The following is a 17,955-nucleotide window of genomic DNA, read 5'->3' as shown; positions in this document are numbered from 1 at the left end:
AAATCAAAAAAAGCGCGCAAACGGTTGCTCCGCAAGGGTTTGCGGCGGTGCAGCGAAATGAAATGGAACTCAGGACTACGTAACGGGCGTTGCGCGATTGCGACAGACGGTCAGCAACGGGCGGCGGCAGCTATAGCGCGATTATTGACACATCGGCAATAGAGGTTTGTGTGGAGCATGGATAATGAAAGGTAGTTCTCTCGTTATACTGCGATCTCTGCTTTCCGAAGCAGACTTTTTCGTTGACGGAAAAGATCTCCAAACCTTTGTCGGCGCGACTTCCCAGTCGCGCTTTTTTTTTGCCCTGCTGCCCGGTGCGCTACTGCGTGTACGAGCGGCGCTTGCGCTTGCCCGCGGGCACGGCTTCTTCTGCCTCGATCGGCGGCGGCGTATAGGTCCAGTCTTCCATCACGTAGTGACGGGCATCGAGAGGCGATGCGAGCAGGTTCTGCCAGTGATCGCCGTGCCACGTCATATCGAATTCGGTGTCGCACGGCGCTTCGCGCGCGGACTCGGCCAGGGCGCGGGACTTGCGACGTACGCGTCCGAGCCGGCTCGCGAAGCGCTTGATTCCGTCCAGCCACATGACCCTCTCCTTCCTTTCGGTGTTGATTCAGGATCGCAACGTCCCCGCATTTCTGCAACCCGGAAAAAACCCGAGGATTTTACCGAATCGATTTGTCCCCGGTAGGAATTTCACGCCCCGGATTATTGGCGATCCGGTCCCGGTAATATTGACAGGTTTTTGATGCGAATCAATTAATCAAAGGCGATGGTGTACCGATTCCAGTGCTATTAGCGTCTTTTCGATAAAACGGTCGCCAAAAATTTTCTTGACGCACCCGGATTGTCCAATTTATAAAGTCAGCACTCCGTCCTCGGGCGGCGTGCTGGTGCGGGTGCTGGCGCAATGTTTCGGGATTTCGGGTAACGGCTATAAAAATAGCTTTTTTGATCTTATCGAGTGGGGAACGAAGACATGGATACCGGTATCGTGAAATGGTTTAACGATGCTAAAGGTTTTGGCTTTATTACGTCGGACAATGGCGGTGAAGATTTGTTTGCGCACTTTTCCGAAATCCGGATGGACGGCTTCAAGACGCTGAAGGAAAACCAGCGTGTCTCGTTCGACGTCAAGGTCGGCCCGAAAGGCAAGCAGGCAGCGAATATCCAGGCGGTCTGACGCGCCACGCATCGCCGATCACGTCCGGCCCCCGCATCGCGGGGGCTTTTTGTTTTCCGGGGACGGAGCAAACCGGTCCGGGCTGGCCGCGAGTACGCCCGCCGGTGCATACTCACGGAAGCATCGTTTCCCAGTCTTTTCATGTCCGATTCCCGTCCGTCCGATCCCGCCAGCGAACAGCCGCTCGTCTTCGTCGACCTCGAAACCACCGGCGGCTCGTCCGCCGACCACCGCATCACCGAAATCGGCGTGGTCGAAATCGGACCGCTCGGCGTGTCGACGTGGACGAGTCTCGTCAATCCGGGGCAGGCGATCCCGCCGTTCATCCAGCAACTGACGGGCATCTCCGACGCGATGGTGCGCGACGCGCCGACGTTCGCGTCGCTCGCGCCGGCGTTGTTCGAGCGGCTCGACGGGAAGCTGTTCGTCGCGCACAACGCGAGCTTCGACCGCGGTTTCCTGCGCGCCGAGTTCGAGCGCGCCGGGCTGGCCTTCAATCCCGATGTGCTCTGCACGGTGCGGCTGTCGCGCGCGCTGTTTCCGCGCGAATCGCGGCACGGGCTCGATGCGCTGATCGAACGGCATGGGCTCGTTCCGGCCGCGCGCCACCGGGCGCTGGCCGATGCCGACCTGCTCTGGCAGTTCTGGCGCCAGTTGCACGAGATCGTGCCGCTCGAGCGGCTGCGCGACCAGATCGCGCGGACGACGCGTCACTTCCGTCTGGGCGGCGATCTGACCGAGGCGTGGCTGGATACCGCGCCGGCAGGGTGCGGCGCGTATGCGTTGTTCGGGGAGCGTGACGAAGCGCTGTATGTCGGCCGCAGCGTGCGCGTGCGGCAGCGGCTGCGTGCGCTGTTGACCGGCGAACGCCGGTCGTCGAAGGAAATGCGGCTGGCGCAGCAGGTGCGCCGTGTCGAATGGCGCGAGACCGGCAACGAGCTGGGGGCGATGCTCGCCGAAGCGCAATGGATTGCCCGGTTGCGCCCGTCGTACAACCGGCGCCCCACGGCCGACGCTACCCGCGCGGGTGGCGCGCCCTGGCCGTTCGAAGGCGCCGTCGCGTTCGAGGCGAACGGCGAGCGCCGCCTGTTTCATGTGATCGACGGCTGGTGCTATCTCGGTTCGGCGGAATCGCTCGATGCGGCCGCGCGGCTCGTGGCCGACGCGGCGGCCAGTGTGTTCGAACCCTTCACCCATCGCCTGCTGCAGACGCATCTCGCGCGCGGCCTGCAGGTGATTCCGCTCATGGCGCTCACGCCGGCGGATTGAGCGCCACGGCGCGTCAGCCGATCGCGCTGGCTCCGCCGGCGGAGCAGACGTGCGACAGCGCGGTATCGAGTGCCTGCGTCTGCGTGGAATCGTAGCGGGTGAGCGTCTTCCAGTTCGCGATACTGCGCGCGAGCCGCGCCTGGCAATCGGGCGCCTCGCGTAGCGGGGCGACCTGCGCGAGACCGGTCAGCATTTTCTGCGTCAGCCGATCGAGCGCCGGCCGCGTGCTGGCGGCGAGATCGGGCGGTGTGCCTTCCGGCGGCCGCGTCGTGCGCCAGGTCGCGAACAGTGCGTTCTGCACGTCCTTGCTCGCCGTGATCTGGTCCTCGAAGAACGTACGGGCGAACGCGGGATCGATGCCGGCCTGAACGGCGCGCTGTTCGACCGCCGTGAGCAGGGCCGCTTCGCGCGGCCGGTCCTCGATGGCCTTGTGATTCGCCCATTTCCAGCGCGCGACCGGTTCGGCGAGCGCGAGGCGTTGCGACGCGAGCGCCACGATGTTGGTGAGGGCGGTGTCGTCGCCGTCTGCCAGGGCGGGATGCGGAGACGAAAGGAGGGCGACGCCGAGCGCGGCGACAGCGAGGCTGGCACGAATGGCTTGCTTCATCGGAACGATCGGGAGACCCGGGCGGGCCGGACGTGGAAAACCAGAAGGATAGACGAAGACAGTCGCGCGGCGTAGCGTCGCGACAGGAGAATCAGGCGAGCTGATCCGGCACCGTCAGGCTGTTGCGGCCCGGGTGCGAGGCGAATTGCGCGCGAAGCGCACGGATGAACCGCACGATAGCGATGATCGACACGTGGCGGTTACAGAACCGAACTGACGTTCACTTCGGCGAGTACAACTTGTGCTGCTCGTCGAAGAATGCCCGAACGTGCTCGGGCAGCTCGGCGAGGAATTCCACGCCGACGGGTTCCGGATCCGGGCTCATCACTTGCTCGGGCGGTGGCATGCGAGTGGGTCTTTCGTCCATGATCGTTTCTCCAGCAGGTTCAATGATTATCAACCTCGCGCTCGGATTTATGCCAGCGGCGAATCGTTAGATTTTGTCTCTGTTGTATTAACGGCACATGCGCTCCGGCGCGCGGTGCGATGCCCGGTATTGCACGCTGCACGATCGGCAACAATCGGGCCGCTTGTTATACTTGCGCGCACTTTTTCCTGGACCGCGATGAGACGAACGACGCGATGGATCGGCCTCGTATGGCTGGCGCTGGTACTGAACGTACTGTCGCCCGTCGTCGGCTACGCGCGTCTCGCGTCGAGCGGCTCCGGCGCGCTCACGCTCGAGTTGTGCAGTGCAGCGGGCGCCCGTCAGGTCGTGCTCGCACAAGCGGGCGACGACCGCGACACGTCGTCGTTCGACCATGCCGGCGTCCCGCACTGCGTGTACTGCCCCGGCTTCGCGGCGAACGTCGCGCTGGGCACGAGCCTGCCCGCGATGCCGGGCTTCGTGCGGACGTTCGCGTATCGGGTGGCCGCGCCGGTCGTTCCCGATGTACCCCGCAAGGGCATCCGTCTCGCGCAGCCGCGCGCCCCGCCTGAAAACCTCCCGATCTGATTGATGTCGTCCGCGCGCCCTGGTGGCGCGCGAGCCGCCCGCGGCCCCGGTCCGCGCGTCGCGTCGTTCGTGCGCGGCTCGCGCACCCGTGTCCGGCGGCGTCCGATCACGTTTTCAGGAATTCACTCATGTCGTCTACCTTTGCCGCGCGGCCGTCGCGCGGCCGGCTCGCGCTCGCATGCGCGACCGCTTTCGCATGGCCGGCCGCTCACGCGGCTTCGACCGACGATGCACGCGCCGAGGCCGCCCGCGGCGGCGGCGCCGATCGTTCCGCCATCGCCACGCCGGCTTCCGCCGGTGTCGCGGCATCGGCCACACCGGCCGGCGACACGCTGAGCGCCGTCAGCGTGACCGCGCAGCGGCAACCGGTCGACCCGGATACGCCGGCCGTCGTCACGTCGATCACCCGCGAGCAGATCGATGCGCACACCAACGTCACCACCGAGGACGCGCTGAAGTACGCGCCGAACCTGATGGTCCGCAAGCGCTACATCGGTGACCGCAACAGCATCTTCGCGGGCCGCGACTTCAACGAACTGCAGAGCGCGCGCGGGCTCGTCTATGCCGACGGCGTGCTGCTGTCGAACCTGCTCGGGTCGAGCTACGCGTACCCGCCGCGCTGGTCGCTGATTCCGCCCGACGACATCGCGCGCGTCGACGTGCTCTATGGCCCCTTTTCCGCGCTGTATCCGGGCAATTCGATCGGCTCGACCGTGCTGCTCACCACGCGCCGCCCGGAACAGCTCGAGGCGTCGCTGTCGACGCAGTTTTTCACGCAGCGCTACCACGACGGCTACGGCTTTGCCGATAGCCTCGGCGGCAATCACCAGACCGCGCGGATCGCGAACCGCGTCGGCCGGTTCTGGTTCGCGCTGTCGCTCGACCGGCTGGAGAACAACGGCCAGCCGATGCAGTATGCGAGCCCCGCTTCGGCCTACAACCCGAGGCTGGGCGCCGCCGTGCCCGTGACGGGCGCCGCGACCGACATCGGCCCCAACGGCAAGCCGCGGACCATCGTCGGCGCGCAGACGATCGAGCGGACCGAGCAGCTCAACGAGACGGTCCGGATGGGCTATGCGTTCACCGATCACGTCGATGCGACGCTGACGCTCGGGCATTGGGAGAACCATTACCGGCAGCACGGCGAGACCTTCCTGCGCGATGCGACGGGCAATCCGGTCTACGGCGGCAACGTGTCGATCGGCGGGCAGAACATGACCGTCGCGCCGAACGCGTTCGCGCCGCAGCGCGGCGACCAGGAGAACTGGCTGTACGCGCTTGGGCTGAACGGCCGGCTCGATTCCGGCTGGCGGTTGTCGGGCGTGGTATCCGCGTACGACGTGTCGCGCGACGTGCTGCGCGCGGCCTCGACCGTGCAGGGTGGGGCCGGCACGCTGTTCCAGGGCGACGGCACCGGCTGGCGCACGCTCGACCTGAAGGCCGAGGCGCCGGAAGTGAAAGGCCATACGTTCACGTTCGGCTATCACTACGACAACTACTTCCTGCGCAACGTCACGTACAACACCGCCGACTGGCTGGCCGGGCCGACCACGTCGCTCGCGAGCGTCTATCGTGGCGACACGCGCACGCAGGCGCTGTTCGGGCAGGACGCGTGGCGCTTCGCGCCGGACTGGCTCGCGACGCTCGGGCTGCGCTACGAGCGCTGGGATGCGTACGGCGGCGCGCTCGGCAATGCGAAAGGCACGTTCGGCTATGCGGACCGGAGCGCGAATGCGCTGTCGCCGAAAGTCGCGCTGCAGTGGGACGCGACGGAAGTCTGGCGCTTCCGGCTGTCGTTCGCGACCGGCACGCGGTTTCCGACGGTCGGCGAGCTGTTCCAGGGCACGATTTCGAACAACGCGATCGTCAACAACAATCCGAACCTGCGGCCCGAAAAGGCGATCGACTGGGATTTCACGGCCGAACGCGACGTGGGCGTCGGCGTCGTGCGCGCCAGCGTGTTCCAGAGCGACCTGCGCGACTCGATCTACAGCCAGACGACGGCGTCGGGCGCGACGACCGTCACCAACATCTCGAACGTCGACCGCGTGCGCGTGCGTGGCGTCGAGCTCGCGTTCAGCGGCGAGAACGTCGGGCTGCGCGGGCTCAACCTCGACGCGAACGTGTCGGCGAGCAACGCGCAGATCCTTGCCGACGCCGCGAACCCGGCCTACGTCGGGTCGCGTTTCCCCCGCATTCCGCGCATGCGCGCGAACCTGCTCGCGTCGTATCGCTTCGACGAGCACTGGCTCGCGAGCGTCGGCGTGCGCTACTCGGGCCGCCAGTACAACACGCTGGACAACAGCGACGTGAATCCGGACGTCTACGGCGGCACGAGCTCGTTCACGGTCGTCGATCTGAAGGCACGCTACCGCTTCGATCGTCACTGGACCGCGTCGGCCGGCATCGACAACCTGACGGACCGCCGCTACTACACGTTTCACCCGTATCCGGGCCGCACTTTCTATGGAGAACTGAAATGGTCGCTGTGAGATCGTTCGCGGCGGGCTGCGCGCTGTGGCTCGCGGCGCTCTCGACCGCCGGCGCGCATGATGCGTCCGGCGTGCCGAAAGCCGCCGATCCGCACGCCGCGCACATGAGCATGCAGGCGACGCCCGCGCAGCAGAAGCAGCCGCTCGCGACGGGCGCCGCGTTCGATGCGCGTCATCGGCTGTGGGTCGCATGGGTCGAAGGCGCGCATGTCGTCGTCGCGCATTCCGACGACGCCGGGCGCACGCTGTCCGCGCCCGTCACCGTCAATGCGATGCCCGAGCCGATCTACACGAGCGCCGAGAATCGCCCGAAGCTCGCGACGAGCCCGGACGGGCGCGCGGTGTACGTGTCGTGGTCGATGCCGCTCGATGCGCCGTACACCGGCATGGTGCGCTTCTCGCGCTCGCTCGACGGCGGCGCGACGTGGAGCGTGCCCGTGACCGTGCATCGCGACCGGCAGGCGATTACGCACCGCTTCGACATGATGGCCGTCGATCCCGCCGGCAACATCGCGATCGCATGGATCGACAAGCGTGATCTCGTCGCGGCGAAGGCGGCCGGGCAGACGTACGAAGGCGCGGCCGTCTACTACGCGGTGTCACGCGACGGCGGCGCGTCGTTCGATCCCGAGCGCAAGGTGACCGACCACACCTGCGAATGCTGCCGGATCGCGATGGCGATCGATCCGGCCGGGCGCATCGAGGCCGTGTGGCGCAACGTGTTCCCGGGGCAGATCCGCGATCACGCGCTCGCGGTGCTGCCCGTATCGGCGTCCGAGCCGGTCCTGCCGATACGCGCGACGTTCTCGAACTGGCACGTCGAGGCGTGCCCCGAACACGGGCCGGCGCTCGCGATCACGCCGGACGGCATGCGACATGTGGCGTGGTTCGGCGTCGTCGACGGTCGCGCCGACGTGTTCTATTCGCGCATCGGCGCCGATGGCCAGCCGCGCGAGACACCGTGGGCATTCGGCGCGAATCCCGCGGTGCCCGGCGAGCAGGCGTCGCATGCGGCGCTCGTCGCGCACGGCGACGTCGTGTGGCTCGCTTGGAAGGCGTTCGACGGCGACACGATGCAGATCAAGCTGCGTCGGTCGGATGACCGCGGCGAGCACTGGTCGGCGCCGCGCGTGATCGCGTCGACGGCGGGCGCGAGCGACAACCCGCAATTGCTCGACGATGCGGGCCGCATCTACATGTCGTGGCGCACGCGCAACGACGGCTATCGGCTGATCGCCGTGGAGGGGGCGCAATGAAGCGGCTGATGGCATGGCTCGGCATCGTGCTCGCGAGCCTGCCCGCATGGGCGGGCGGCGGTGCATTGCAGCCGTTGTGCGCGGCGGACGTCGCGCGCCTGTACGCGGCGGCGCGCGAGCGGCCGCTGGCGGTCGAGATCTGGTCGCTCGATTGCGGATACTGTCGCGAGAACGCCGCGCATCTGGTCGCGTGGCAGCGCCGTCATCCGGACGTGCAGCTCGCGATGGTCGCGATGGATGCGTACGACGACAACGGTGCGGCGATCGCGCAGGCGCTGGCGCAGATGAACCTGCCGCCGCAGGTCGCGCAGTATGCGAACGCGGAGCCGATGCCCGAGCGGCTGCGAACGGCGCTCGATGCGGGATGGCGAGGGGAGATGCCGCGCACCGTGTGGATCGGGCGCGAGGGCGTGCGTGACGCGCGCAGCGGCTTGCTGACGGCCGACGTGCTCGACGGCTGGCTGCAGCACGCGAAGCGGTGACGCAGCGGGCGGCGCGCGGCGAACCGGCCGCGCGGCGGCCCGATGCGAAAACGCGCCCGAAGGCGCGTGGAGAGAAACGTCAGGCCGCTCGCCTGAATAGCCGGATCACGAACAGCAGGATCACCGCGCCGATGACCGCGACGATCACCGAACCGATGAAGCCGCTGCCGATGCTGATGCCGAGCAACCCGGCAAGCCAGCCGCCGATCACCGCGCCGACGATCCCGACGATGATGTCGACGATCAGCCCGAAGCCGCCGCCCTTCACGAGCAAGCCGGCAAGCCAGCCGGCGATCGCGCCGATGATGAGCCACATAATCAAGCCATGAGTCATGGTGGTCCTCTCCTTGGGTTGAGTCGAAATGACCGCGTACCGGCCGCCGCGCGCCGCAAGCTGGTTGAAAGCGGCTGCGACCGCCGCGCCGCCCACGCAATGTAACGCGATAGACGGGTCAGAATCGTTAAGTAATGTTATGCACCCTTAAGCAGATTTTCCAGGTGATTTGTCTGCGTACGGCACGATTCGTGCGCATGCGACGCATGGCGAAATGAATTTGTAAGAATCGGGTCGCCGCTGCGGCTGATCGGTCGAACGCGTTATCTCTCGTGCGTCGTCGTGGACAGGGTGGCCTCCGGCAGTCCGTCGGCTGCGTCGGCAATCAGCCGCGCGACGGTCGCGGCATCGTCGATCGCCTCGATCGACAGCAGCGCCAAACGGGCGAGGAAGAGCGACGCATCGGCTTCACCGATCCGGGTCATCGTGTGGCACAGAGCGGTGTAGAGCGTGTCGCGTTCGGTGTCCGTCATCATGCGGTCTCCTGAAGATCGGTTTCGATCGAGGCGTGCGGATGGAGCGCGCGATCGAGTGCGGCGCTCACGTCGTCGGCCCGCGCATCGTGCCAGCGACCGAGCACGTGCCCGTCCGGACGCACGAGATAGACGGTGCCGTCGCGTGCGCCGTACATGTCGAACAGCCGCCCGTCGTCGTCGTGGCCGCGGCAGGCCGGATGCCGTACGGTCGCCGCATGCCGGGCGAGCGTGACGAGCGCGAACGGTATGTGCGCTGCCTGCAGGCGCGGCTCGAGCGCGGCGAGCGATGGATCGGGCACGCCGTCCGCCGTGAAGCAGAACGCGGTGAAGCGCGGCGCGACGAGATCGGTCAGGTGGCCGCGGTGCGTATCGTCGCCATGCGCCCCGTGCAGCGTCAACGGACACTCGGGGAGCACCGTGCCGGGCGCCGGGCCGGCCGCGAAGGTGTCGCGTTCGGCCGTGTTGAGCGGCGACCTGGCATACGCGATGGCCGATGTCTGGCGCGGGTTGATCAGCGAACGCAGTGCCGGATGCCGGACCGCGAGCGTCAGCACGGCCTTGCGCATCAGCGCGAACGCAAACGACGGCGGCGCCATGAACTCGGTGCTCTTCGTGCCGTAGCGCAGGTTCTCGTGCGCCGCGAACACGCGCTCGTCCGAGTAGCTGTCGAGCAGCGCGTCCGACGCGATGCCGCGGATCACGTACGCGAGCTTCCACGCGACATTGTCGGCATCGTCGATGCCCGAATTCGCGCCGCGTACGCCGAAGATCGGCACGAGATGCGCGGCATCGCCGCAGAACAGCACGCGGTCGTGCCGGTAGCGTTCGAGCGTCAGCGCGTTCGCCTTGTAGATCGTGATCCAGATGGGCGACCACGCGCCGCGCTCGCCCATCATGTCGAGCAGGTCCTGCACGCGCGGGATCACGTTCTCCGGCTTCACGGCCGCTGCGGGATCCTCGTCGTCACGCAACTGGTAGTCGATCCGCCATACGTTGTCGGGCTGCTTGTGGACGAGCACGGTCGAGCCCGGATTCGACGACGGATCGAAGTAGGCCAGGCGTTCGGTCGGCCGGTCGCTGTCGAGCGCGATGTCGACGATCACGTAGCGGCCCTCGTAGGTCGTGCCGCGCAGCGACAGGCCGAGCGCGTCGCGCATCGTGCTGCGGCCGCCGTCGCACGCAACGACCCAGTCGGCATCGAATGCGTAGCCGCCGAGCGGCGTGTCGACGTCGATGCGCACACCGTCCGGCAGCCGCGTCACGCCGGTCACCTTCGTCTGCCAGCGGATCTCGATCAGGTCGGGCTGGCGCAGCGCGGCATCGAGCAGGAATTGTTCGATGTGATATTGCGCGAGATTCACCATCGGCGGCAGCTTCTGGTTCGCGTCCTGCGGCATCGTGAAATGCAGCACTTCGTCGCGCCGATAGAAACTGCGGCCGCCGGTCCATGGCAGCCCCGTGCGCAGGAAATCGTCGAGCGCGCCGAGCCGCTCGACGATCTCGAGGCTGCGGCGCGAGATGCAGATGGCGCGGCTGCCGTGGCAGACCGAATCGTCGGCTTCGATCAGCACGCTGCGGATGCCGTGATTCGCGAGGCCGAGCGCGACGGCGAGGCCCACGGGGCCGCCGCCGACGATCGCGACGCGATGCCGGCGCGTGTCGATGCCGCCGTCACGCTCCGGCAGATGCGCGGGATGGCGCTCGGCGACGAACGGGTAGGGCTTGAAGTCGATATCCATCGTTGGCTTCCAGGGTGGTCCGGTTCGACGTGCCCGCATCGGTGAAGCGATGTGGGCAGCTGGTCGATCCAGTATGGAAGCCGGTCGTGCCGCCGTTGTCCCCATTTCGGGTACGGCGGCGGTCGCGCTACGCCCGGTGCGAGCCGATGCGTTTCAGGGCTGCATGCACAGCGCGAACAGTTCTCGCTGGCTCGAAATGCCGAGGCGCCGATACGCGCGTTTCTGGTAGGTCACGACGCTCGACGCCTTTACGCCCATCGTCTCGCCGATGTCATGCGCGGTCTGGCCTTCGAGCACGCCGCGCAACACGTCGAGTTCGCGCTTCGACAATGCCGGGCACGCATGGCGCAGTCGCGCGAGCATGCGCTGCGGGATGCCGATCTGCGCCGCGCCGGCCAGCGCGTAGTGATGCTTGGCGGCCTGCGCGATCAGCGGCGCGAGCGCCTCGATCGTCGCGATCTCGCGCGGCTGGAATGCGCCGCTGCGATGCGCGCGATACAGGTTGATCGACAGCCAGGTTGCATCGTCGGGCTGCATCAGCAACGCGAGCCGGTCGGACACGTCGGGGCCGCGATAGCACGCCGCGCGATACGCTTCGTGATCGATTTCGTCGCCGGCCTGCTGGTGCAGCAGCACGCCGTGCCGGTGCGTGCCGCGCCAGGCGGCCGAGACGATCGGCTGGTTGCCGTCGAGTGCGTAGAAGTGTCGCGCGTACGTGTCGGCGACGTCGCGCAGATAGCGGCCGCCGCGATGATCGGCGACGGACAGCGTGCGCGGGCGGTTGCCGAACTCGTACGCGAAGATCGTGCACTGCGTAATCGACAGTGCATCGTCGAACAGCCTCAGGATTTCGCCGGCGAACGCGTCGGGCTCGTTGCCGCCGATCGCGGCGACGAGGCGCGTCGCGCGGGACACGTCCAGTTGCGCGGAGAAAGCCGGTCGCTCGAGACGCCAGGTGCGCATGGTGCGGGGAGAGGGCGGAATGGTCCGGCGATTGTAATCGGCGGGACGTGACGCGGGAGTCGGGAGATGCCCGCAAACGAGGGTGAGTCGGAAAGCGGACGGGCGCACGATTTCGGCGCCGGAAAAGAGAAAAGGTCTGACAAGCGATGCTTGTCAGACCTTTATGTCTTGGTGCCGGAGATAGGAGTCGAACCTACGACCTTCGCATTACGAATGCGCTGCTCTACCAACTGAGCTACACCGGCAGCAGAGAAATGAAATTATATGGTGAAATCCGCGATCTTGGCAATAGGTTTTGCGAAATTTTTTCAGCTTGCTGCGGCTGCTTCGCGAAACCCTCGATCCGGCGGACTTTCCGCTTTCACTTCACTGCGATGCAACCCGTTAGGGCCACATCGCGAAGGCGCGATTGTACTGATGTCTCGCACCCTCGTCCAGTGCTGCAGTGCAATTATTTTGCTTCGTCGTGATAGCCGGTCACGCGCTCGACTTCGTTCTTCGAACCGAGGAACACGGGCACGCGCTGGTGCAGGCCGGTCGGCTGCACTTCCATGATGCGCTGCGTGCCGGTCGTCGCGGCGCCGCCTGCCTGTTCGACGATGAACGACATCGGGTTCGCTTCGTACATCAGGCGCAGCTTGCCCGGACGATCGGGCGTGCGCTTGTCGGCCGGGTACATGAAGATGCCGCCGCGATTCAGGATCCGGTGCACGTCGGCCACCATCGACGCGATCCAGCGCATGTTGAAGTTGTCGCCGCGCGGGCCGTCCTTGCCGGCGTTCAGCTCGTCGACGTAGCGCTTGACCGGGTCGTACCAGTGGCGCGCGTTCGATGCGTTGATCGCGTATTCGCGCGTGTCGGCCGGGATCTGCATGTTGCTCTGCGTGAGCACCCACGAGCCGACTTCGCGGTCGAGCGTGAAGCAGTTCACGCCGTTGCCGGTCGTCAGCACGAACACCGTCTGCGGGCCGTAGACGGCGTAGCCGGCCGCGACCTGCTGCGTGCCGGGTTGCAGGAACGATTCCTCGGTCGCCTGCTTGCCGTCCGGGCAGCGCAGCACCGAGAAGATCGTGCCGATCGACACGTTCACGTCGATGTTCGACGAGCCGTCGAGCGGATCGAACACGAGCAGGTATTCGCCGCGCGGGTAGTTCGCCGGGATCGGGAAGAACGTTTCCATTTCTTCCGACGCCATCGCGGCGAGGTTGCCACCCCATTCGTTCGCGTCGAGCAGGATTTCGTTCGACAGGATGTCGAGCTTCTTCTGCACTTCGCCCTGGACGTTCTCGCTGCCGGCGGTGCCGAGCGCTTCGCCGAGCGCGCCCTTCGACACGTTGTAGCTGATCGCCTTGCACGCGCGGGCGACGACTTCGATCAGCAGGCGCAGGTCGGCGGGGAGGTTGTTGGTCTCACGTTGCTGTTCGATCAGGAACTTCGACAGCGTGGTGCGGCGGGCAATGGACATGACAGACTCCGAAAGGCCAAAGAATCCTTGAATGGCCGCAATTTTACCCGTCGCGCCTCCGGTGCCGCCGGCTTTTTTCGTCCGGTTACATGGCCGGGTGGCCGAAGCGGCGCGGTATCGGGCGGCGACGCCGGGCGGGGTGCGCCTCGCCGCGGTGGCCGCCCGAGCGGTCCGACCCCGCGAGCGCGTGCGGTTGCAGCCGTGCTCGTGCAATAAAAAAGCCGGCGCCGCGTGAGGCGGCACCGGCTCGATCGCGCGGACGCGACAGGTCGAACGCGCAAGTTACGCGAGCGCCTTCTCGACGATCTCGCGCACGTCACGCGATTTCGCGCCGGCCGCGACCTGTTCGAGCGCTTCGCGCATCCGGTCGCGCAGCGCCGGCGTGAAGCGGCGCCACAGTTCGAGCGAGCGCGCGAGGCGTGCGGCGACCTGCGGGTTGATCGCGTCGAGCGCGAGCACCTGTTCGGCCCAGAACGCGTAGCCCGAACCGTCCGCCGCGTGGAATTGCGCGGGATTGGCCGCGCAGAAGCTGAAGATCAGCGAGCGCGCGCGATTCGGATTCTTCAGATTGAACGCCGGGTGCGCGAGCAGCTTGCGCACCTTCGCGAGCGTCGGCTGCGCGGGCGTACCGCGTTGCGCCGCCTGCATCGCGAACCACTTGTCGATCACGAGCGCTTCCTTCTCGAAGCGGCGGTAGAAGTCGTCGAGCGCGTGCTCGGCCGGCCCGTTCGCGCCCGCGGCGGCCGCGGACAGCAGCGCGCCGAGCGCAGCCGCGCGATCGGTCATGTTGTTCGCCGCGTCGTACTGGGCCGTGGCGAGGCGTACCGCATCGGCCGGATCGTCGAGTTCGGCCAGATACGCGAGCGCGAGGTTCTTCAGCGCGCGGCGGCCCGAGGCTTCAGGCGTCGGCTCGTAGGCGCCGGGCGTCTGGTGCTGCTCGTACGTAGCGAGCCAGTCGGCGCGCAGCGCGGTCGCGAGCTGGCGGCGCACGAACTGGCGCGCGCGATGCACGGCGGCCGGATCGGCCTCGGCCATCTGATCGGCGAGATAGGTTTCCGACGGCAGGGTCAGCGCGAGTTCGCGGAACGCCGGCGACAGGCTTTCATCGGTCAATACGCGGTGGAACGCGGCGACGAAGTTCTCGCCGAGCGTGAGCGGCGCGTTGGCGGCCGCCCGCGCGGCGAGCGTCAGCAGCGCGCGCGTCGCGAGGCGCTGGCCGGCCTCCCAGCGGTTGAACGGATCGCTGTCGTGCGCGAGCAGGAACGCGAGATCGTCGTCGCTGTAGTCGTACTCGACGATCACCGGCGACGAGAAGTTGCGCAGCAGCGACGGCAGCGGCGCTTCCGGCACGTCGACGAACGTGAAGGTCTGCTCGGTGTCGGTGAACTCCAGCACGCGCGTCGTGCCCGATGCAGCGGCTTCGCCGTCGAGACGCAGCGGCAGGTCACGGCCGTCGCGGCCGATCAGGCCGATCGCGAACGGGATCAGGAGCGGCCCCTGCTGCGTTTCGCGCGCGGCCGGCGACGCGTCGCCGTAGCCCTGCGCGAGCGTGACCGTATAGCGGCGTGCGGCCGCGTCGTACGCGGTGCGCACCGACACGCGCGGCGTGCCGGCCTGGCTGTACCAGCGCTCGAACTGCGCGAGGTCGCGTCCGTTCGCGTCGGCCATCGCGTGACGGAAGTCATCGCAGGTCACCGCGTGGCCGTCGTGGCGCTTGAAGTAGAGGTCCATCCCCTTGCGGAAGCCGTCGCGGCCGAACAGCGTCTGGTACATCCGCACGACTTCCGAGCCTTTCTCGTAGACCGTCATCGTGTAGAAGTTGTTGATCTCGACGTAGCTCTCCGGGCGCACCGGGTGCGCCATCGGGCCCGCGTCCTCCGCGAACTGCAGCTGGCGCAGCACGCGCACGTCCTCGATGCGCTTGACCGCGCGGGCCGCCGATTCGACCGCGTCGCCCGCGGCCATGTCGGCCGAGAACTCCTGGTCGCGGAACACCGTCAGGCCTTCCTTCAGGCTCAACTGGAACCAGTCGCGGCAGGTCACGCGGTTGCCGGTCCAGTTGTGGAAGTACTCGTGGCCGACCACCGACTCGATGTTCGCGAAATCGGTGTCGGTCGCGGTCTCGGGGTTCGCCAGCACGTACTTCGTGTTGAAGATGTTGAGCCCCTTGTTCTCCATCGCGCCCATGTTGAAGTCGCCGACCGCGACGATCATGAAGCGGTCGAGATCGAGCTCGAGGCCGAAGCGCTTTTCGTCCCAGCGGATCGAGTGGATCAGCGAATCCATCGCGTGACGCGTCTTGTCGAGATCGGCCGGTTCGACCCACACCTGCAGCAGCTTTTCCTTGCCGGAGCCGGTGGTGATCGTTTCCTCGATCGCGACGAGCTTGCCCGCGACCAGCGCGAACAGATAGCTCGGCTTGCGGAACGGGTCTTCCCATTTCGCGAAGTGGCGGCCGTCGGGCAGGTCGCCCGAATCGACGAGGTTGCCGTTCGACAGCAGCACCGGGTACGCGGCCTTGTCGGCACGCAACGTGACGACGTACGACGCCATCACGTCGGGGCGGTCGAGGAAGTAGGTGATGCGGCGAAAGCCTTCGGCTTCGCACTGCGTGAAGAAGTTGCCGCTCGACACGTAGAGGCCCGACAGCGTCGTATTCTGGTCGGGGGCGCACGCGCTTTCGAGCGTCAGCTCGAACGTGTCGGGTACGTTCTCGACGGTCAGCCCGTGCTCGTGCGCGCGCACCGCGCCGTGCGGTGCGCCATCCAGCCGCGCACCGAGGAATTCGAGCGCCTCGCCCATCAGTTCCAGGTGTGGCGCGGGCGCGGCATCCGGATTGCGGCGCACGCGCATCGTATTCCTGACGATCGTGCGGGCCGGGGCGAGATCGAATTCGAGTGCGACGGAATCGATGAGGAAGGCCGGCGGCGTGTAGTCGGCGCGGCGGATCACGGTGGAGGAGGCGTTGTCGGACATGGTCGTCGAGATCGGTGGAGTGGGGGACGGGCCCGTCGCGCGGGCCAGGCGAACCGGGCCATTGTACAAAGGCTTGCGGCTGCGTGTCGGGCGAACTTTTTACCGCTTCCGCCAGTCCGCGTATTATCGGCATCCCGTTGTGGTTCGCGCGGTGCGACGAACGGGTGACGGATCGACGAGGATCAACATGAAACGCGATTGGATTTTTCGCGGTGCGGGCTGGGCGGCGGCGCTGTGCGTCGCGCTGCTGACCGGCTGCACCAGCTACGTGACCACCCAGGTCACGGCCTTCTCCGACTGGAGCGGCAGCGACGCGACGCGCACCTATGCGTTCACGCGCACGGACGCGCAGAAGAACAGCATCGAGCAGTCGACCTACGAGCCGATCGTCGCGAACGAGCTGTCCGCGTACGCGTTCCGGCAGGTGCCGCAGTCGCAGGCCCGCTATCTCGTCGGGCTGACCTATGCGGTCGGCAGCGATCTCGTGACGGTGCCGCAGCCGGTCTACTACGATCCGTGGTTCGCGCCCGGGCCGTACTGGCGGCGCGGGCCGTGGAATCCCTGGGGCCCGTGGGGGCCCTGGGGGCCGATGCCGGCCGGCTATGTCGCGCAGACGTACCAGGTATTCGACTACATGCTCGGTATCCGCATCACCGAGCGCGCGACGGGCAAGGAGGTCTACAACGTGTCCGCGCGCACGACCGGCGACAACGGCACGCTGCTGTACGCGATGCCGTTCCTCGCGCGCAGCGCGCTCGCCGATTTCCCGTTGTCGAACGGCGCGGTCCGCTCGGTTCGGCTGCCGGTCGACAAGCGCGGCGGGCCGGCGGCGCCGGCCGCCAACGAGCGCGCGGTGCCGGCGGCGCCCGCCTCGGGCGCGGCCGTCGCGAAGTAAAGCGGCATCCACTCCGGCGCGGCCGCCCGGTCGCGCCGGCCACTTTCCTTTCCGTCAGACCCCGATACCCAGCAGCGCCAGCGCGCCGAGTACGACGAACAGCACGGCTGCGATCCCGTGCACGAGCTTCGTCGGCAGACGGTGCGCGAAGCGGTCGCCGAGCAGGATCGCCGGCACGTTCGCGAGCATCATCCCGAACGTCGTGCCGGCCACGACGCCGATGTAGTCCTGGAAGCGCGCGGCCAGCGCGACGGTCGCGATCTGCGTCTTGTCGCCCATTTCCGCGAGGAAGAACGCGACGAGCGTCGCGCCGAACACGCCGAGCCGCGAGCGGGTCGCATTGGCTTCGTCCTCGTCGAGCTTGTCCGGTACGAGAATCCACAGCCCCATCGCGATGAACGAGAACGCGAGCGCCCAGCGCATGATCGACGGCGTGACGAGCGCGCCCAGCCATTCGCCGAGCGCGCCGGCGAAACCATGGTTGACGAGCGTCGCGACGAGCACGCCGAGAATGATCGGCACCGGCTTGCGATAGCGCGCGGCCAGCACGAGGGAAAGCAGTTGGGTCTTGTCGCCGATTTCAGCGAGGGCGACGGCGCCGGCGGAGATCAGGAAGGCTTGAGACACGAATGGGGTTCCGCGGGCCGTTGTTGTGCGTGCGAGCGACGATCCACCGCGCGCCGGGCCCTGATGCGGCGCGCAGTGAACCATCGGTCTCGCCAGGCCAACGTGGCTGCGTCCGCCATGGCCGAACGGCCAAGTCTGTTGACGGACGCCTCCGTCACGATGCGCGCCGGGGGCGCGGGACATCGAGCGGAGCGGCTACTCCCCAATGAGCGGCGCATTCTAGCACGGCGCGTTGC

The 17,955-nt window shown here is 67.1% G+C and carries 17 protein-coding genes, 1 tRNA gene and 1 riboswitch; of the genes, 7 read left to right on the top strand and 11 right to left on the bottom strand.

Annotated elements, in window-relative coordinates; translation table 11 throughout:
* Window positions 1–319: 319 nt before the first annotated feature.
* Window positions 320–586, bottom strand: a complete 267-nt coding sequence (locus H0X91_RS11195) for a hypothetical protein (RefSeq protein WP_006486644.1) — start codon at window positions 584–586, stop codon at window positions 320–322.
* 393 nt (window positions 587–979) lie between these two features.
* Here H0X91_RS11195 and H0X91_RS11190 point away from each other — a divergent pair, with 393 nt between their 5' ends.
* Window positions 980–1,183 (top strand): cold-shock protein, encoded by a 204-nt coding sequence (locus H0X91_RS11190; RefSeq protein WP_006476615.1) that lies wholly within the window; start codon window positions 980–982, stop codon window positions 1,181–1,183.
* A gap of 141 nt (window positions 1,184–1,324) precedes the next feature.
* Window positions 1,325–2,452: an exonuclease domain-containing protein gene (locus H0X91_RS11185; RefSeq protein ID WP_006496574.1), complete on the top strand. Its 1,128-nt coding sequence runs from the start codon at window positions 1,325–1,327 to the stop codon at window positions 2,450–2,452.
* 13 nt (window positions 2,453–2,465) lie between these two features.
* Here H0X91_RS11185 and H0X91_RS11180 read toward each other — a convergent pair whose 3' ends face one another.
* Entirely contained in the window at window positions 2,466–3,059 is a 594-nt protein-coding gene (locus H0X91_RS11180) for a chorismate mutase (RefSeq protein ID WP_062910913.1), read from the bottom strand.
* A 220-nt stretch (window positions 3,060–3,279) separates the two neighbouring features.
* Window positions 3,280–3,426 carry a hypothetical protein gene (locus H0X91_RS11175; protein WP_009690993.1) on the bottom strand — a complete coding sequence of 49 codons (147 nt, stop codon included), beginning with the start codon at window positions 3,424–3,426 and terminating at the stop codon, window positions 3,280–3,282.
* Between the two features lie 198 nt (window positions 3,427–3,624).
* On the opposite strand from H0X91_RS11175, the gene H0X91_RS11170 reads away from it, so the two are divergent.
* The 4 genes from H0X91_RS11170 (at window position 3,625) to H0X91_RS11155 (ending at window position 8,244) form a co-directional block, all read left to right on the top strand.
* Window positions 3,625–4,014: a DUF2946 domain-containing protein gene (locus tag H0X91_RS11170; protein ID WP_006486673.1), complete on the top strand. Its 390-nt coding sequence runs from the start codon at window positions 3,625–3,627 to the stop codon at window positions 4,012–4,014.
* Between the two features lie 128 nt (window positions 4,015–4,142).
* A complete protein-coding gene (locus H0X91_RS11165) occupies window positions 4,143–6,506 on the top strand; it encodes a TonB-dependent receptor (protein ID WP_059721554.1) in 2,364 nt (787 codons plus the stop codon).
* On the top strand, window positions 6,494–7,762 hold the full coding sequence (locus H0X91_RS11160) for a sialidase family protein (RefSeq protein ID WP_196433040.1): 1,269 nt from the start codon (window positions 6,494–6,496) through the stop codon (window positions 7,760–7,762). The genes H0X91_RS11165 and H0X91_RS11160 overlap by 13 nt, the downstream gene beginning before the upstream one ends.
* Entirely contained in the window at window positions 7,759–8,244 is a 486-nt protein-coding gene (locus tag H0X91_RS11155; RefSeq protein WP_062884697.1) for a TlpA family protein disulfide reductase, read from the top strand. The genes H0X91_RS11160 and H0X91_RS11155 overlap by 4 nt, the downstream gene beginning before the upstream one ends.
* Before the next feature lie 79 nt (window positions 8,245–8,323).
* On the opposite strand, the gene H0X91_RS11150 is transcribed toward H0X91_RS11155, so the two are convergent.
* The 7 genes from H0X91_RS11150 to pepN form a co-directional block, all read right to left on the bottom strand.
* The gene (locus H0X91_RS11150) at window positions 8,324–8,578 is read right to left on the bottom strand and encodes a GlsB/YeaQ/YmgE family stress response membrane protein (RefSeq protein ID WP_006476609.1); all 255 of its coding nucleotides are present in this window, start codon (window positions 8,576–8,578) and stop codon (window positions 8,324–8,326) included.
* 263 nt (window positions 8,579–8,841) lie between these two features.
* Window positions 8,842–9,054 carry a hypothetical protein gene (locus H0X91_RS11145; protein WP_006485726.1) on the bottom strand — a complete coding sequence of 71 codons (213 nt, stop codon included), beginning with the start codon at window positions 9,052–9,054 and terminating at the stop codon, window positions 8,842–8,844.
* The gene (locus H0X91_RS11140; RefSeq protein WP_034200870.1) at window positions 9,051–10,793 is read right to left on the bottom strand and encodes an FAD-dependent oxidoreductase; all 1,743 of its coding nucleotides are present in this window, start codon (window positions 10,791–10,793) and stop codon (window positions 9,051–9,053) included. The genes H0X91_RS11145 and H0X91_RS11140 overlap by 4 nt, the downstream gene beginning before the upstream one ends.
* Before the next feature lie 153 nt (window positions 10,794–10,946).
* Entirely contained in the window at window positions 10,947–11,756 is an 810-nt protein-coding gene (locus H0X91_RS11135; protein WP_062910910.1) for a helix-turn-helix transcriptional regulator, read from the bottom strand.
* A gap of 169 nt (window positions 11,757–11,925) precedes the next feature.
* Window positions 11,926–12,001: transfer RNA gene (locus tag H0X91_RS11130), tRNA-Thr, on the bottom strand.
* A gap of 206 nt (window positions 12,002–12,207) precedes the next feature.
* Entirely contained in the window at window positions 12,208–13,221 is a 1,014-nt protein-coding gene (locus tag H0X91_RS11125; protein WP_006485729.1) for a class 1 fructose-bisphosphatase, read from the bottom strand.
* Between the two features lie 282 nt (window positions 13,222–13,503).
* Entirely contained in the window at window positions 13,504–16,197 is a 2,694-nt protein-coding gene (gene pepN, locus H0X91_RS11120) for an aminopeptidase N (protein ID WP_059721550.1), read from the bottom strand.
* Between the two features lie 187 nt (window positions 16,198–16,384).
* On the opposite strand from pepN, the gene H0X91_RS11115 reads away from it, so the two are divergent.
* Window positions 16,385–17,092, top strand: a complete 708-nt coding sequence (locus H0X91_RS11115) for a DUF4136 domain-containing protein (RefSeq protein ID WP_012492880.1) — start codon at window positions 16,385–16,387, stop codon at window positions 17,090–17,092.
* A 54-nt stretch (window positions 17,093–17,146) separates the two neighbouring features.
* Here H0X91_RS11115 and H0X91_RS11110 read toward each other — a convergent pair whose 3' ends face one another.
* Window positions 17,147–17,719, bottom strand: coding sequence for a TMEM165/GDT1 family protein (locus H0X91_RS11110; protein WP_196433039.1), 573 nt, complete (start codon window positions 17,717–17,719; stop codon window positions 17,147–17,149).
* Between the two features lie 94 nt (window positions 17,720–17,813).
* Window positions 17,814–17,942: riboswitch (yybP-ykoY riboswitch) on the bottom strand.
* Window positions 17,943–17,955: the final 13 nt, after the last annotated feature.

Source organism: Burkholderia sp. 9777_1386 (assembly GCF_015712265.1).
GTDB lineage: Bacteria > Pseudomonadota > Gammaproteobacteria > Burkholderiales > Burkholderiaceae > Burkholderia > Burkholderia cenocepacia.
This window is presented reverse-complemented; position numbering and strand designations above follow the sequence as displayed.